The 15345-nt window shown below is 54.4% G+C and carries 15 protein-coding genes; 8 read left to right on the top strand and 7 right to left on the bottom strand.

The genetic code is table 11. The features are described from left to right. Nucleotides 1–277 precede the first annotated feature (277 nt). Genes EGT74_RS13135 through trxA form a run of 3 tightly spaced genes read right to left on the bottom strand, consistent with a single transcriptional unit; the run spans nucleotide 278 to nucleotide 1536 of the window. The gene (locus EGT74_RS13135) at nucleotides 278–682 is read right to left on the bottom strand and encodes a Dabb family protein (RefSeq protein ID WP_123847046.1); all 405 of its coding nucleotides are present in this window, start codon (nucleotides 680–682) and stop codon (nucleotides 278–280) included. A 35-nt stretch (nucleotides 683–717) separates the two neighbouring features. After that, complete coding sequence (locus EGT74_RS13130) at nucleotides 718–1239, bottom strand: GNAT family N-acetyltransferase (RefSeq protein ID WP_123847045.1); 522 nt, start codon at nucleotides 1237–1239, stop codon at nucleotides 718–720. Then, nucleotides 1240–1536: a thioredoxin gene (gene trxA / locus EGT74_RS13125; RefSeq protein ID WP_123847044.1), complete on the bottom strand. Its 297-nt coding sequence runs from the start codon at nucleotides 1534–1536 to the stop codon at nucleotides 1240–1242. 121 nt (nucleotides 1537–1657) lie between these two features. On the opposite strand from trxA, the gene EGT74_RS13120 reads away from it, so the two are divergent. Next, complete coding sequence (locus EGT74_RS13120; protein WP_123847043.1) at nucleotides 1658–2098, top strand: SRPBCC family protein; 441 nt, start codon at nucleotides 1658–1660, stop codon at nucleotides 2096–2098. 10 nt (nucleotides 2099–2108) lie between these two features. After that, the gene (locus tag EGT74_RS13115; RefSeq protein ID WP_123847042.1) at nucleotides 2109–2480 is read left to right on the top strand and encodes an iron chaperone; all 372 of its coding nucleotides are present in this window, start codon (nucleotides 2109–2111) and stop codon (nucleotides 2478–2480) included. Nucleotides 2481–2503: 23 nt separating this feature from the next. Here EGT74_RS13115 and EGT74_RS13110 read toward each other — a convergent pair whose 3' ends face one another. Continuing rightward, nucleotides 2504–4462: a sensor histidine kinase gene (locus EGT74_RS13110; protein WP_123847041.1), complete on the bottom strand. Its 1959-nt coding sequence runs from the start codon at nucleotides 4460–4462 to the stop codon at nucleotides 2504–2506. A 143-nt stretch (nucleotides 4463–4605) separates the two neighbouring features. Here EGT74_RS13110 and EGT74_RS13105 point away from each other — a divergent pair, with 143 nt between their 5' ends. The 6 genes from EGT74_RS13105 to EGT74_RS13080 all read left to right on the top strand — a co-directional run bounded on the left by EGT74_RS13105 (nucleotide 4606) and on the right by EGT74_RS13080 (nucleotide 8736). Continuing rightward, entirely contained in the window at nucleotides 4606–5547 is a 942-nt protein-coding gene (locus tag EGT74_RS13105) for a sugar phosphate isomerase/epimerase family protein (RefSeq protein WP_123847039.1), read from the top strand. Between the two features lie 191 nt (nucleotides 5548–5738). Next, the gene (locus tag EGT74_RS13100; protein ID WP_123847038.1) at nucleotides 5739–5945 is read left to right on the top strand and encodes a hypothetical protein; all 207 of its coding nucleotides are present in this window, start codon (nucleotides 5739–5741) and stop codon (nucleotides 5943–5945) included. 96 nt (nucleotides 5946–6041) lie between these two features. Further along, nucleotides 6042–6452, top strand: a complete 411-nt coding sequence (locus EGT74_RS13095; protein WP_123847037.1) for a VOC family protein — start codon at nucleotides 6042–6044, stop codon at nucleotides 6450–6452. A 251-nt stretch (nucleotides 6453–6703) separates the two neighbouring features. Beyond that, nucleotides 6704–7579, top strand: a complete 876-nt coding sequence (locus EGT74_RS13090) for an EamA family transporter (protein WP_123847035.1) — start codon at nucleotides 6704–6706, stop codon at nucleotides 7577–7579. Nucleotides 7580–7662: 83 nt separating this feature from the next. Continuing rightward, nucleotides 7663–8325: a hypothetical protein gene (locus tag EGT74_RS13085; RefSeq protein WP_123847034.1), complete on the top strand. Its 663-nt coding sequence runs from the start codon at nucleotides 7663–7665 to the stop codon at nucleotides 8323–8325. A 54-nt stretch (nucleotides 8326–8379) separates the two neighbouring features. After that, nucleotides 8380–8736: a VOC family protein gene (locus EGT74_RS13080; protein ID WP_123847033.1), complete on the top strand. Its 357-nt coding sequence runs from the start codon at nucleotides 8380–8382 to the stop codon at nucleotides 8734–8736. Between the two features lie 28 nt (nucleotides 8737–8764). Here the strand turns inward: EGT74_RS13080 and EGT74_RS13075 are convergent, their stop codons facing one another. From EGT74_RS13075 to EGT74_RS13065, 3 genes are all read right to left on the bottom strand, one after another. Next, the gene (locus EGT74_RS13075; protein ID WP_123847032.1) at nucleotides 8765–9160 is read right to left on the bottom strand and encodes a hypothetical protein; all 396 of its coding nucleotides are present in this window, start codon (nucleotides 9158–9160) and stop codon (nucleotides 8765–8767) included. Between the two features lie 216 nt (nucleotides 9161–9376). Next, nucleotides 9377–11953 carry a glycoside hydrolase family 2 TIM barrel-domain containing protein gene (locus EGT74_RS13070; protein ID WP_123847031.1) on the bottom strand — a complete coding sequence of 859 codons (2577 nt, stop codon included), beginning with the start codon at nucleotides 11951–11953 and terminating at the stop codon, nucleotides 9377–9379. Next, nucleotides 11950–15231, bottom strand: a complete 3282-nt coding sequence (locus EGT74_RS13065; RefSeq protein ID WP_123847030.1) for a DUF5107 domain-containing protein — start codon at nucleotides 15229–15231, stop codon at nucleotides 11950–11952. Before EGT74_RS13065 ends, EGT74_RS13070 begins: the two co-directional genes overlap by 4 nt. Between the last annotated feature and the right edge of the window lie 114 nt (nucleotides 15232–15345).

Here is a 15345-nt window from a genome sequence, read left to right as displayed (position 1 = left end):
AATACGCTGGGTTAATCATGCGAAACCAATCATCATTATCCGATAAATCCAAGGCTACCCCGGTTTATTCAGTAATACAAATAGGCCATTTGATCGTGCTACAGCAGCTGGTTTCGGCTGATGCAGCGGCGCATAAGTGTATTATTGACTGATTGATAAGAAGCGATTTGATGTCAGGTGTTCCCGATGTAGATTTTTCTGTTCTTCCGATAACGTGTTATAACAAGCTTAAAATTAAGTTAAACTTCTTTTAATTCCAAATGACTGTCTAAAATCTTTAGACGTCGATGGAGTCATATACAATGACTTTGCTCCAGAGGTGGCTGCAGTTCCTGATGAATTCGAGATGGATGGGATGGCTCTGGTAAGCCTCCTGCCCTGCCAGGTCGTCGAAGAACATGAGCTCGGACACGCCCCAGCTGTTATCCACCACTTCTCTTTTTTCGGTGCTGGCCACAACGCCTACCCGCAGGTCGCGCACGGTTTCTATTTTGGAAAGGGTCTTAAGGCCGGCGATGAGTTTGTCGCGGTCTTCTTTGGAATCCGGGTTTTTCAGCCAGAAGAATACATGATGCACCACCGGGTGTTTTTTGGCGGCAGCCGCGAGCGGCAGTACCGGGGCTATTGCGCCCGCGCCTGCCAGTGCGGCGGCGCCGAGGAATTTTCGTCGGGTTGTTTTCATAGCATTAAAGTAGTAAATAAATTGATTTTATAAAATCATTCCCGCATTACCTTTTTCATGAGCACGTCCGTTTGTTCATCGCTGCCGAGTTTAAAAACATGCGTGCCGAAAGGAACGAAGCCGTTCTTCTCGTAGAAGCGGATGGCGCGGGCATTCTCCTCCCAAACGCCCAGCCAGATGTATGCGGCCTTCCGCTCCGTGGCAATCTCCAGCGCTTTGCCGATCAGGGCGGGCGCTACACGCTGCCCGTGATATTGTTGCAAAACATAAATGCGTTCTATTTCGATGCCGGCCTCATCGCGCAGGTCGGTTTGCGCCGCGGCGAAATTGATTTTCAGATAGCCGGCAGGAACATGGTCCACCAGCGCGAAATAAAACTCGGAGTCGGGATTGGTCAGTTCTTCCCGCAGTTTCGTTTCGGAAAGCGCCGTTTTCAGATAGCTGTCCATGTCTTCAGCTGTATTCGCCCCGCCGAACGCATCGATGAATGTGCGGCCGGCCAGTTCCTGCAATGCCCCCACATCGGCCGGGCCGATGCGCACCAATTGAATGTCCATTTATATGTGCTGTTTGATCAGTTGTTCCAGTTGTTTGGCGGGCACCACACCGGCCTGGCGCCATAATATCTTACCGGCTTTGAAGAGGATCAGCGTAGGCACGCCCTGTACCTCGAAGGCCTGGGCCGCGGCGGGGTTCTTGTCTACGTCTATTTTAATAATGGTCGCGTCGTCGCCTACTTCATCTTTCAGGTTTCTGAGGATGGGCTCCATGGTTTTGCAGGGACCGCACCAGGTCGCAAAAAAATCAACCAGTACCGGTTTATTGCTGTTGATGGTTTCCGAAAAAGTAGCCATAGTATCCGTTTGTCACAAATATACGGCAACTGTCCCGATCCACCCGAAGAATGTCGTATTTACACCGCCTCGCTACCGCGAAAGATCGCCATCTTTGTGAGAGCATTAAAACCCTTCAATTATGGAAAAGTTACATTTCAGCACCAGCATCAACGCCCCGCGCGAAAAGGTATGGGACGTACTCTGGAACAAGGCCACTTACCCGGCCTGGACATCGGTATTCGGGGAAGGCAGCACGGCGGAAACTGACTGGAAAGAAGGCAGTGAAGTCCGCTTCTTCGATTCCACCCATCAGGAAGGTATGCTGTCACGGATAGCCGTTAAAAAGCCCAACGAGTATATGTCGTTCCAGCACCTTGGCATGATCAAAAATGGTGTGGCGGATACCGAAAGCCCTGAGGTAAAAGCCTGGGCCGGCGCCGAAGAAAACTATACCCTCCACAGCGCTAACGGCCAAACGGAGCTGGCGGTGGATATGGACATTACCGCAGAACATGCGGAGTATTTCAAAAACGCCTGGCCGAAGGCGCTGGAAAAAGTAAAAGAACTGTCTGAACAGTAATACCCGTTATATGGCGAACAGGTCCCCCGAAGTAGACGACTTCATTGCCAGGCAGGCGCCGGCATTCCGCAGCACGCTGGAGGAGATGCGTACCATTATCCGTTCCGCCGCACCCGATGCGGAAGAACTGATCAGTTACCAGGTCCCCTCGTTTAAACATCACTATATGCTGGTGGGATTCGGCGCCAATAGCAAATATTGCAGCCTGTTTACGATGAGCCCGGCGCTGGTCAGAGAACTCGAACCGTCATTAAAAGACGTGAAAATATCCGGCGCCACGCTGCACTTTCCGCCAGGCAAAAAACTGCCGGCAGCGCTCATTAAAAAGATCGTGAAACTGCGGATGAAACAGAACGAAGCAAAGGCGCTGGCGAAAAAATAGGTCGTTATGCGATAGGCCCGTTGTTATTCCCAGCGCGGTAACACGAAATAAAATTCCGTTCCTTTCCCGGGCTTGCTGTTAATCCGGAGCACTCCCCCGTTATTGGCAATGAATTCCTTGCACAGCTGCAACCCCAGCCCCGTGCCCCGCTCATCGTCGGTGCCCTCGGTGCTGTAAATGTTGTTGCCATATAGCAGGCGCTGGATTTCTTCGACCGACATGCCCTTGCCCGTATCGGACACATAAATCTCCACGCCCTCATCCACCGGCCGGCAGCCCAGCGTAATGATGCCGCCCTGGGACGTGAACTTGATGGCATTATCGACGAGGTTGCGAAGCACCAGCTCCAGCTGGTGATAATCCGCTTTCACCGCTACTGCTTCCGGCATGGGCTTACGGAGCAGGATGGCCTTCTGATCGGCCGCAAAACGATAAATGTCCACCACCAGGTAAGCCAGCGCATCCAGATCCACTTTCCGCGGCCTGGTTTCTATGCGTTCCATTTGCGTGAGCGACCAGTTGAGCATGTTCTGGATAGTACCGGCAATGTACTTGATGTTCTGCCGGACGGTTTGGGAGAAGTGCTGTATTTCGCCGGCAGACAATGCCTTCTTTTCCGACAGCTCCAGCAGGCCGGAGAGGTTGTTGAGCGGCGTGCGCAGGTCGTGCGAAATGATGCCGAGCAGTTTGTCTTTCACCCGGTTGCTCTCCTTCAGCGCATGGGTGCGCTCATCCACTTTCTTTTCCAGCAACTCGTTCTGATCGCGGATGAAGTTCATTTTCGATTCCGTTTCCGCCATCTTTTCTTTCTTCAGCAGCGAATAACGGTAACCCAGCGCAAGCGACAGCAGGATAACTTCCACGGCGGAACCCACCGGCAGAATATGGAAATACCAGTTCTTCAGGGGCAGCAGGCCGATATTGATCACGGTGAAGAGCATGATGGTGCCGAGCAGCAACGTCCATGCCACGAGAAAATACACCGCCGGTTTATACCCCTGCCGGTACGATACAACGGCCATCGAGATAAACAGCACAGGCACCGCGATGCTGATCACTTCCTGCATTCTGATGGTGGCATGCCGCCAGCCGGCCAGGCAACAGATAACCGCCGCCGCGGCCACGATAAAAAACATGGCCAGCAGCCGGGTCAGGCGCGGTGCATATTCGCGGCCTTTCAGAAATGAAACAGAAAAGGGAATGGCAAACAGGTAACTCGCTCCTACAAACCCTATCCCGTACAGGTTCAGCGCGCGCGAAACCGGCTCAGGGAACACCACGTGGAATCCCCGCAGGTACAGCAGCACAAACGCCGCCAGGAAAAAGAGATAACCCAGGTAAAAAATATAACTCCGGTCACGGATCCAGGCAAACAGCGAAAGGTTGTAAAAAAACAGTGCGATCACGATGCCGAAGTAAATCAGCTCCACCACGTACATCCCCCCGAGCGCCTGCCATACGCCCTTTTCCGTGGCGAGGGTAACCGGCACGATCATCGCATTGCCGGTGCGGATGCGCAGCCAGAATTCCTGCTGCCGGTCGCCGAACGCAGGCAATTCAAAACTGAACCCAGGCAGGTTCCATACATTGTTGCGTGGCACAACGCGGCTGCCGGAAGTGATGCTTTTCAGCGCAGGACCGTCGTAATAATAAAGGGTAATACTATCGATGTTCGAAAACTCTATCAGCAGGTAGGCCTTACCCGGTGCGGGCGAAGAAAAGCTGCCGTGCGCCCATACGGCGCCGTTGAACAATCCGAATGCGCCGATTTCCTGCAAGCCCTGGGAAAACCGTTGCTGATAACCGGCCTGCTGGATGTCGGAGAAGGATAGTTGCGCGCTGCTGTCCGCAAACCACATGATCTGCTGCCCGGCTTTCTGATAGGGTCTGCCGGTAGTGAGCTGGATGGAAGGGATGCCCATCGCCCCTGTACCATGTAAAAGCAATACAAGGAGAGTGGTGTATGATAAGAGAATTTTCAATGCATCAAGGGGTTGTCTAGCTAAGTAAATATACAATTATCCCCCGTGAAAAAGTAGACGCCTGTATAATACAAACTTGTTTGCAAAATGCTGTGCAATCACAAAAAAAGCCGTATTTTCCTCGGGCATCAAATCGTTGACCTATGACCCTTTCACGTCGAAATTTTGTAAGGAATACGCTGGGTAGTGCGGCCCTACTGGGTTTGCCCATCTCTTCCGCCTCCGCTGCGCCGGTAAGCGCACCGCCGAAAGCGGCGGAATTTAAGCTGGCGCTTTCGTCTTATTCTTACTGGCATTTCAAAACACCGAAAGTGCCGATTGAAAAAGTGATCGACGAAGCCTGCCGTCTTCAGGTGGAAGGTGTGGACATTTTACACCGGCAAATGGAAGGAGAAGACAATGCCTATCTCCAAAAGCTGAAACGCCATGCTTTCCTGAACGGGGTGGACCTGATCTCTTTATCGATCCACCAGGATTTTGTGGATCCCGATCCCGCCACCCGCCAGAAAGACATCGATCATACCCTGAAATGCATCGAGCTGGCGTATAAAATGGGCATTCCCGCTATCCGGCTCAATTCCGGCCGCTGGGGCACGATCAAGTCGTTCGACGCACTGATGGCCAACCGTGGTGTGGAAAGCCCGATTCCCGGTTACACGGAGGACGATGCGTTTAAGTGGTGCATCGACAGTATTGAAAAATGCCTGGCCAGGGCGGCGGAATGCGGGGTGATGCTGGCGCTCGAAAATCACTGGGGCCTCACCTCTTCACCCGAAGGCCTGTTGCGCATCCGTAAAGCGATCGATTCGCCCTGGCTCGGCGTACTGATGGACACGGGCAACTTTCTCGAGGACCCGTACGACAAGCTGGAAAAGGTGGCCCCCTACGCGAACTTCGTGCAGGCCAAAACCTATTACGGCGGCGGCGAATGGTATACCCTCGACCTTGACTACAAACGGATTATCGATATTCTCCGGAAAGTGAATTACAAAGGATATATCGCGATCGAATTCGAAGGCAAAGAAGCTGCCGAAACCGGTGTAAAGAAAAGCGTGGACATGCTCCGCGCGGCGATGCAGGGTTAACCGGTCGTGATACTGCAGGTCATCGACAAAGATAACCGCCTATCAAAATCCGGCCGAACCCGGGTGCAAAAGCATTATATTAATTTGCGCCTGTACTGATGCCAGCGCGTTAATTAATCCGCATCCGGAAAGTACCGGGCGCCAGTGTAACCGGCATTACCGCCGCACTGTCCAAAGACTTTCTTAAACCTGTGCTGCTGGCATTCGTCATCACGCTACCCGTTGCCTGGCGCGCCATGCATGTATGGCTACAGCAATTCGCCTACCGCGTCGACATCAGCTGGTGGATATTTACCGCAGCCGGGGCCATTGCGGTACTGGCTGCCCTTGCCGCCGTTTGTACACAAACACTGAAAGCCGCCATGGCAAGCCCTTTGAGGAGCCTCCGGGTGGAATAAAAACATCCGGTCGCAATCGCCCCGGAATTTGTCGTATTTACACAGCATGCGATAGCGGAAAGCCGGTTACTTTTGTGATAACAAAACAAACCACACATGGCAACAAAGATTTTCGTAAACCTTCCGGTGAAGGACCTGAATAAGACCGTAAAATTTTTCTCTGCGCTCGGCTTTTCGTTCAATGCACAGTTCACAGATGAGAACGCCACCTGCATGATTGTAGACGATAACATCTTCGTGATGCTGCTGGTGGAAAAATACTTCCAGACATTCACCAAAAAACCGGTGGCCGATGCAACGAAAGGCACGGAAGTAATTCTCTCCCTCTCTGCCGAAAGCAGGCAGCGTGTGGATGAGATGGTAGACAAAGCCGTAGCGGCCGGCGGTACGGTGAGCAGCGAACCGCAGGACATGGGCTGGATGTACCAGCGCGGGTTCGCGGACCTCGACGGGCACCTGTGGGAAGTGGCTTTCCTCGATGAAACAGCCTTCCCCACGCAGGAATAGAAAAACAACACCTTCGCATACAAAAGCCGCACACGTTATGAAGTGTGCGGCTTTCTTCTTATACTTGCAGTATGTATCATCTCATCACCAGCACACCTCCTCCCCCGGTTGTTTTGCCTGCAAAATAACCAGCGCGCCGTACCATTCCGGTAACGCGGTCTTCCCCGGGTGAAATATCCCCTGGTTGTTTTTGCATGCACCAATATCCCGACATATTGATGTATTTCTCTTAAAACAACCGCAAACAAACAATGTCCAGATACATTTTAATGGTTTTTGCCGGCGCATGCAGCTTCGGCATCCTCTCCACATTTGTCAAGGTAGCTTACGGCGAAGGATATACGACGGCCGGCATCGCCTTTTCACAGGCCGCCATGGGTATGGCCGTATTATGGGTGCTGAGCTGCTTCAGCCGCCGGCGCCACTCCTTCCGGCTGAGCGCCAAAGGCTGGGTCTCACTGCTGGCTACCGGCGCATTTATCGGTCTCACTACATTCGTGTATTACATTTCGGTACGGTACATCGCCGCGTCCCTGGCCATCGTGCTGCTGATGCAGTTCAGCTGGATGGGCATTCTGCTCGATTGGCTCGTCTTCGGAAAGCGGCCGGACAAACAGCAACTGGTCGTAACCGCACTCATCATGGCCGGCACGCTGCTGGCGGCGGGCTTCACAGTGAATGGCCTCAACGGCGTGTCTTTAGCCGGCGTTCTGTATGCCCTGCTTTCCGCCTTCCTTTACGCGGTATATGTAGTGGCCAACAGCCGCTACGGCACGCATCTGCATCCGCTGCACAAAAGCGCCGTGATCATGACGGGCTCCGCACTGGGCATTTTTATCGTGAACGCGCATTTGCTGCTGGGCAGCATACACTTTGATGCCGGCCTGCTGAAATGGACGGTCTTCCTCTCATTCTTCGGAACTATCGTGCCGCCCGTCCTGTTTGCGAAGGGAATTCCCCGGATCGGCGCGGGCATCAGCGCCATCATCATGACCGCCGAACTGCCCGTCGCCATTATCTGCTCGCACCTCGTACTGCACGAGCAGATCACTGCCCTGCAATGGCTGGGAGTAACGGTGATGCTGGTGGCGATTGCCATGCTGAATGCGCGGCAGAAGGGAGGATGATAATATCGGTTGAAAGGCTGCCCGTAGGAAACCGGGGCCTTTCAACCTTTTGCGCTAACTTAGATTCAAATCCCACATTGTGTTTGAGATGGCTGCCCCTTACCTTTCTGCTGGTAACCTGTGCCCGGCCGGCGCGGCAACTACCCGCGGCTGAACAGCATCATCAACTGATGATGGCTGTAGATTCATTGCCGTCGCATCAAAGCGGCCTGGTGAAATACTACCTGAAACGATATCGGGATACGGCTCTGCCGGGCAACGCGCTTTCCATCGCTACGCTGAAGAAGTGCTTTGCAGATGCGCAGCCGTTGGGGGACTTGAATGGAAACGGACAACCGGATACCGTTTTTGTGCTCCCTGAGCTATCTTCCGCTACGGACGAGGGTTATTCGTACTATTTTACTGATACCAGTCTTCCCAGATTACCCGCAAACACATATTGCTGCCATCCTTCCCAGCTTTTCATGCTGGATGACATGGACGAAGACGGTGTCCGGGAGGTGGGTACCTATTTTACCAGCTGTGCAAGCCGGTTCAAGACGCTCATTGTGTATTCTCTCGAGAACAACGACTGGCAAGAGAAAGGCCGTAGCGTTTTTGATATCTTCTATAACCATCCGGGCAGTACCGTATTTCCCAACTACATTAGGAAAAAAGATAAAGGGAAATTTGAGATGCTGGAGTACACAGACGCCGGCAATCGGCACGGGCAACCTGTCCGGCGATGGCTCGCCTTCCAATTTTAACCGATCCCGTTTATTTTCCGATATTTGCCCTGCGAATAAACAGCAACAGCGCAAATGATAAGGTTTAAGAAGCTGGATCATGTAGCCATCATGATCCCGGTGGGAAAAAAGGACGAAGCCAGAACATTTTACGGCGGCACACTTCAACTGAAGGAAATACCGGGCAACCATCCCCGCGGCGCCATCTGGTACGAAATTGCAGACATTCAGCTGCACCTCGTAGAGGAAGAAGGCGATGCGAAGATTTCAGGGCGGCATCCGGCTTTCGAGGTGACCGGCCTCGAGGCGGCAAAAGCTTACCTGCAAAGCAAAGGCATCGAGATTGCCTACTCTTCGAAAATCACCGGCCGGGAGCGGCTTTTTTTCCGCGACCCGTTCAACAACCGGATTGAACTACTGGAATTCGAATAACAAAAAGAGGGCTCAGGAAGCCCTCTTTTTATTTATGCTGCACCATGAGCCAAACTTCGTCCATGGTTTTGTAATATTCGAGCGCGATGGTGTCTGCCTTGGCGTCCGGATGCTCCAGCAGCCATTCAAAATACTGGCCGATCATCGGCATATGTTTTTCCCAGTCGGGCAGCACGTATGCAAGATATTTGCCGGCAGGAATGTTGTAGCGCGGCAGTTGAGGATTGTCTCCCAGGTCGGTTGCGCAGGCACGGTACACCCATTTGCCGTTCATTCTTTCCGTTACGCCGTAAAGTGTTCTTCCCTGCATCTTCAGCCCTCCGCAGAGCTCGTCGAATGCCGGCCGGATGCCTTCGGGAAAACTGGCCGCCTCAACATACACCGTGGGAATGGCTGCTTCAAAGGTATGTTTGATGATTTTCATGGTGATAACGTTTAACCATGTAAAGTTCCACCACTGCAGGAAAATTCGCGGCGGGCATTTTCGTCAAAAAAAGGGGGGCTTTGTGACAGGTGCATGGCAAGGCTGATGCCCTGGTCATGGAAGAACCGGGCGACGCTGCAGATTTAACGGCAACAAATGGAAAATATCCCGGGTTATCATAATCCACGTTTTCCCCGGGATATACTGATCAAATTACTATAACAAAGACTTTAATTCTTTCGCTGTAATGGTGACTGCCGGGTTGAAGGCAGGTGAATGCATATACTGTTGCAGGCTGTAGCGCAACTGCCGTGCGGTGATTCGCTGATCGAGCTGACGGCTGATATCAGCGGTGCAGAGCACCAGTTTCCCCTTCCCTACGCGCGCTTCGAACAAGATGCCGAGGCGGCGGTTCTTTACAAAGTTGTCGATCACCTGCACCACCGGCTGCCATTTGGGCAAAGCATCGTATTCGATCGATTTGGAATGGGTCACGAGGTCCCACCACTGCCAGTTGGTATGAAATTCCGTTGGGAATGCCGCCAGCGCCGGATGCTTCGGGTCGAGCAGCAGGCCCATGGAGCCTGGCTGGTTCGGGAAATGCACGGGGCTCCAGAACACGGATGTAAAGCGACCGGGAATCCCCCGGATGGCAGCTGTATCAGGGTTCAGCAATACCGTTTTCCCGGCGGCCAATGCAGCCAGCGCACTGTCCGTCGATTGGGTGAATACGATTCCGGGTGCGAGCAGATCGGTTTTTGCGGGATATACCCAGATGGTCCAGTGATTGGTATAGGAAGTGCCATCCACATACAACCGGACGTCGAGTGCTGTGGCGGTGGTGATAGCGCTTAAATCGTAGCGGATGTGCCCCTGGCCGGCAGCCAGGCGTTTGCCGTCGCCGGTGATTTCCCAACGCAGCTGTCCCGCGGTGAATGTTTGTGTGCTGAAGTTGGCTACTTCAGCTTTAGCTTCAAATATCTCGTTGTTCGCATAGGTTGCTTTTTCAAAGCGCAGCAGTGGCACCACCGGTCCGCAGAACTGGCGGAACGCCTCCGGCGTAACGAGCCCTTTGCTTTCCCAGAAGGCGTTCAACAGGCCCACCAGCGCGGTACCCTGGCCGGGGAAGTCGTGCAGGTCGAGTAACTGGAAACCGCTGAAACCGGGCGTTTTCAGCGCACGTTCGATTTCTTCCTTATACAGCAGCACGGCGAGTTTGCCGCTTGCCTGGGTGAAATCGGCGGCCTGCTGCAGCAGTTTGCGCTGTTCCAGCTGGTTTCGCACCAGTTTCATGTTCAGGGGCTCGAGCACACCGGTGTATTTCGCGATTTCGCGCATATCCGGGAACACGGAGTACTGCCCTATTTCGTGCGATATCACGGGCACGGGCATACTATCTATGGGCGCGGAATAGTCCAGGCGGAAACCGGGGGCTTTCGTGTTGAAGATCCCCTGTCCGCGCACCCATCCTTTATTGGTCCACTGCGTAACGAAGAAGTCGTCTTCCCTGAGCGGCCAGCCGCCGTACCCTTTCTGGAAAGTGAAGGTTGTGGTGGCGTACAGCCGGCGGTTGTCCTGTTGCTTCAGCGAAGTGGTGAGGCGCTGCAGCCAGCTGAAATCGCCCTGGAGCTCATTACCCATCGACCATAAACAGAACGAAGGGTGGTTGCCGTAGCTGGCGATGATCCGTTGCGCTTCTTCCGTCAGGAAACGGAGCGCAGCGGTATCCTCCCCTACATTCAGCGCCCACAGCGGCAGTTCCACCTGCAGGTAGATGCCCATTGAGTCCGCGGCCTGGAAAGCCGCTTCGGGCGGGCACCAGGAGTGGAACCGCACGTGATTGAGACCGTAGTTGCGCACCACGGCAAACTCCTTTACCCACTCCTGCCTCGTCATCGGGGGATGCCCGGTAAGCGGGGATATATTGCAGTCCAGCGTACCGCGCAGGAAAATGCGGCGGCCGTTGAGATATAACAATCCGTTTTTGTTGCTCAGTTCCCGCACGCCGAATTGTACAGCGGTGCCGTTTACTTCCAGCGTGTACAGCGCGGGATTGAATTCGTCCCAATAAACCACCTCGCTGCCCAGCGGCAGAAAGCTCTCTCCCGCGGAAACCGCTTTGGAGGCGATCACCGCATTGCCTTTCTTCAACCGCAGGCTGGCGGGCGCAGTCAACGTGACGCGAATGCGTTTTTTATCCGGTTCCGGGTAGATCTGTACCTGCGGCGCCGGTTTCTGCAGGCCGATGCGGCCGATTACGCCGTTCCAGATGATCTGCGTTTCGTCTGTGTAGGCATGCGCCATGAGTTTGTGGCTGATGTCGTACCGCATGCTATTGTCGATTCGCAATACCACGACATGTTTACCGGGTTTGAGACCGGTGAAGCGGTGTGGAGTGGACAGGCTTTCTGCCGTGCCCATCATTTTCCCGTCTACCCAAACCGTGGTGTGCCAGATCACCCTTTCCAGCAAGAGTTCCGTGTAACCCGGCGGCACGGTGATTTCGCGGCGGTACCAGGCCGCGCCTACGTACCGGTGTTTGCGGGTCAGGTGCAGCAGGGTATCTTTTTCAGTAGGTGGCACCACGGCATCGCCATAACCGGCATCGTCGAGCGTGCCGGGCAGTTGCAGGCGATTGCCGAAGCGCTGGCTGAACCAACGCTCCTGCATGCCTTTGTTGTCCGGATCCGGCCGGTATTCCCAATCTCCCGAGAGAGACAGGAATTGCCCGGCCGCCGGAACGTATAGTGCTAACAATAAAGACAAACTACATACGACTGACTTCCATCTCATGGTAATACTGTTTTCAGCTGTTGTTTCATAAACGGGATCATGCGCTGGTGAAAATGAATGCCTTCGTGATAGGCGTCCAGTGCCAGTCCTTCATTAAAAAAGCGGTTGGCTTCCGGGTACTGTCCAAGGCCAAGATGGCCAAGGGCTTTCAGGTACAGGCAATGCACGCGGTTGCGTTTGTCGAGTTCCTGGTCAAACACCAGCAGGTCCGGCAGCGAAACGGCAAAATAGTCAATCCTGATCTGATCGTGCAGATGCGTATCCGCAAAATGAATAAGCCTTTCGAAAATGGCCTGCGCCTTGTCCGCTTCTTCGAGTTGCAGCCACGCCAGGCCCTGGTAGAATATTTTATCGGGTTGCGGATCGTTATAAAAGATGGCCTGCACCGGTTCGCTGATGCCTTCCGTGGCCAGCCGGAACGCTTCCTGCGCCTCCTTTACCCGGCCGATGCCCTGCAGGGCGCAGCCCAACAGGTAATGCCGGTCATTTTCCTGCGCGCCGTACAATTTGCCTTCGCCCAGGTTGGCGGGGTAATCTGCACAGGCTTCCAGTAGCTGCAACGCATCTTCATATTGCCCGGTGACGATGGCTTCCTGTGCCAGCCCGATGTGGGCCGCCATGAACTGCCGCACCACCTTGCCTTCACCGCCTTCCCAGGGATGGAAGCGGCGGCCGGCCAGCATGCGCCGCGCCGTTTCAAAAGCAGACTGCTGATTATACAGCGAAATACGTTCGAGGTACAGATCGTCGCGGGAAGCAACCAGTGCGGGGTATTTGTCGAGCAGCGCAGTCCTTTCCTGCACGGGGATGTTACAAATACGATAAAGCTGATCCAGCTCCATGCACACCCGTGCATCGGTATCGTCGAGCGCGAAGGCCTTGCGCAGGCATTCCAGCGCCCTGGCAGGCTCACCGCGTTTGTTGAACCAGGCCAGGGAAAGGTTACGGAATACGGTGGGGAATGATGGATCAGCCGACGCAGAACGTTCCCAGGCGTCCATTGCCTCACTGTACTGCCGTTTGTCGTACCAGAGGTTGCCCAGGTAATACCAGGCTTTGGCGTCGCCTGGCTGATGGCGCAGCGCTGCCTGCAAAATGCCGATCTCTTCGAGGCGGTGCGGGAAACATCCGTCGGCCGGGGCTTTCGACGCCTGCTGAAAGAAGCTGGCGGCGGTGATATGATCGCCGAGCCGGGCGTAACACCAGCCCAGGTAATAGTGGCGCATCGGGTGCGTGGTATCGGGCACCTTCAGGAGTTGCGCGGCTTCGGTATAAAAGCCGGCGGCGGCATAATCGAGTGCGTATTCAAAGTAAGTATGTAAACGCGCCGGTTGCAGTGGCGCAGCCCCGGTGAGGAGCAATAATTCAAAATGGCAGCCGTAGTTGAAGGGATCGATGCCGATGGACTGCTGCGCAAATTCCACCGCCGCTTCGGTTTTCCCCAGCATGCGGAGCAGTGTTGTTTTCAGGTGGCGCACGCTGTGCCCGTGGTAGTTGCCCAGCAGGCTTTGTTCCGCCAGTTCGAGGGCTTCGGCGTACTGGTGCCGGCGGGCGCTGATCTGCGCCAGCAGGAAGCATGCGGCGCTTTGCCACGCGCCGTTCCAGGCAGCTTTATATAACGCTGCCGCGGCCTCCTCCAGGCGATCCGTCAGCATGAGGCAATGCCCGAGATGATAGTACGCCTCCCCGTCGGCCGGATTCGGATTGCGCAGCGTTACCCGCGCAATGGCCCGGCGGAAATAAGGCTCCGCCTGGGCGAACTGCCCCCGGCGCAGATACCAGAGGCCCATGGCGTTGTTGCAACGGGCGTCTCCTTCGTCGCGGCGCAGCGCTTCTTCGTAATAATCTTTCGCGGAATACGTGGCATGGCGGTATTGCTCGATGTGCAGGCCGTGCAGGTACAACAGTTCGGTGCTTTCCACATCCTTCGGCGCGGGTGCCGGTGTGGCGGGCCTGGCAACGAAATCGGACGGCTTTTGCACCGCGTCGTAGCCTACCAGCAGTTTGCCGGACTGGTCGCGCACTTCCAGCAACAAACCGGCTGCGGTGGTTTTCACCCTCGTTTCGAAGGGCGCTTCGGGCGAAAGGTCGGCGGTTGTTTCAAATACGGTCTTTCCGCCTGCTTTCAATAAAATCTTCGCGCCGTTGTAACGCGCGGTGGCATATGCCCTGATCACCGCCTCCCCGTTTTCCTGTTCCAGGTTCACCATAGCCTCTTTGGTGGCGTTTTTAACAAGGCCGGTGTTGGCATAGGGCATGAAGTATTGCGTGAAGTTCTTTTCCTCGTTCGGCTGCAGCCACGAAAAATCCGGCTGGTTGTCCGTGAACACCCCGGTCATGATTTCGATATAAGGCCCGTCTTCATCCGTCAGGTTACGATCCCAGGCCTTCCCGAAATCGCCGTTCCCCCAGGTCCATTGTTTTTTACCCGGTGAAATATGATGATTGGCGACGTGCAGCACGCCCGCACCGGTATCGTGCTCGTAACCGCCGATGAAGTCGTAATCCGAATGCATAGCCATGTACGAGGTGGGAACGGGAATATTCTTATACCGGGAAATATCCGTACCCGGCGCGTAATCTACTTTATAATAAGTGCCTTTGGCCACCGGGAAATCGGACACGTCGCGTTTGCCGTGATCGAACACCGCATGTACATCGGGCGGGAAAACGGACTGGTAATGATCATTCACCTTCACCGCCGGGTTGGCCCACCAGAGGAAGGTCTGCGGCAGGGCGGTACGGTTGTAGAGATGGCCCTTGATTTCCAGGTAAGCTTTGCCGGGGTACAGCGTAAATTCCACGAGCCCCTTGGTGCGGAACATCAGTTCCACTTCATTCATCCACACGGTTTTGCTGCCGTCGGCATTTTCGCGGATGGTGCAATCCACCGCTTCGAATGTGCTGGGGCGGTGATGCTGCGGCCAGTTGAATTCGATGCCGCCGGAGATCCACGGCCCGGTGAGGCCCACCAGGGCGGGTTTGATCACCTGGTTATAATATACGAAATGGCGCTCCCGGATCTTGTCCCAGGCCATGTGCACCCTGCCGCCCAATTCGGGCAGCAGCATTATTTTCAGGTATTCGTTTTCCAGGAATACGGCCAGGTAAGGGCGATCCACTTTTTCATCGAGTATCTTTTCAATAACGGGATTGGGGTACACAACGCCGCTGCTGCCCTGGTATACACGTTTTTCCAGGAACATAGGATTTTTTTCCGGCTGTCCGGTACCGTAGGTGGGCAACACAACGGTTTCTTTCCATGCTTTTACCTCCATAAATTTCGGGCTTGATTGTATGTTCAAATTTATTACCGGCTACAGCCGTATACAATGGAGGAAGTATTGGAAAAGATGGATTATTTTATGGAACTTAGGGGCAGGAAACCGGTT

The organism is Chitinophaga lutea (assembly GCF_003813775.1).
Lineage (GTDB): Bacteria > Bacteroidota > Bacteroidia > Chitinophagales > Chitinophagaceae > Chitinophaga > Chitinophaga lutea.
Note: the sequence above shows the minus strand (reverse complement) of the source record. Positions and strands in the feature narration are given on the sequence as shown.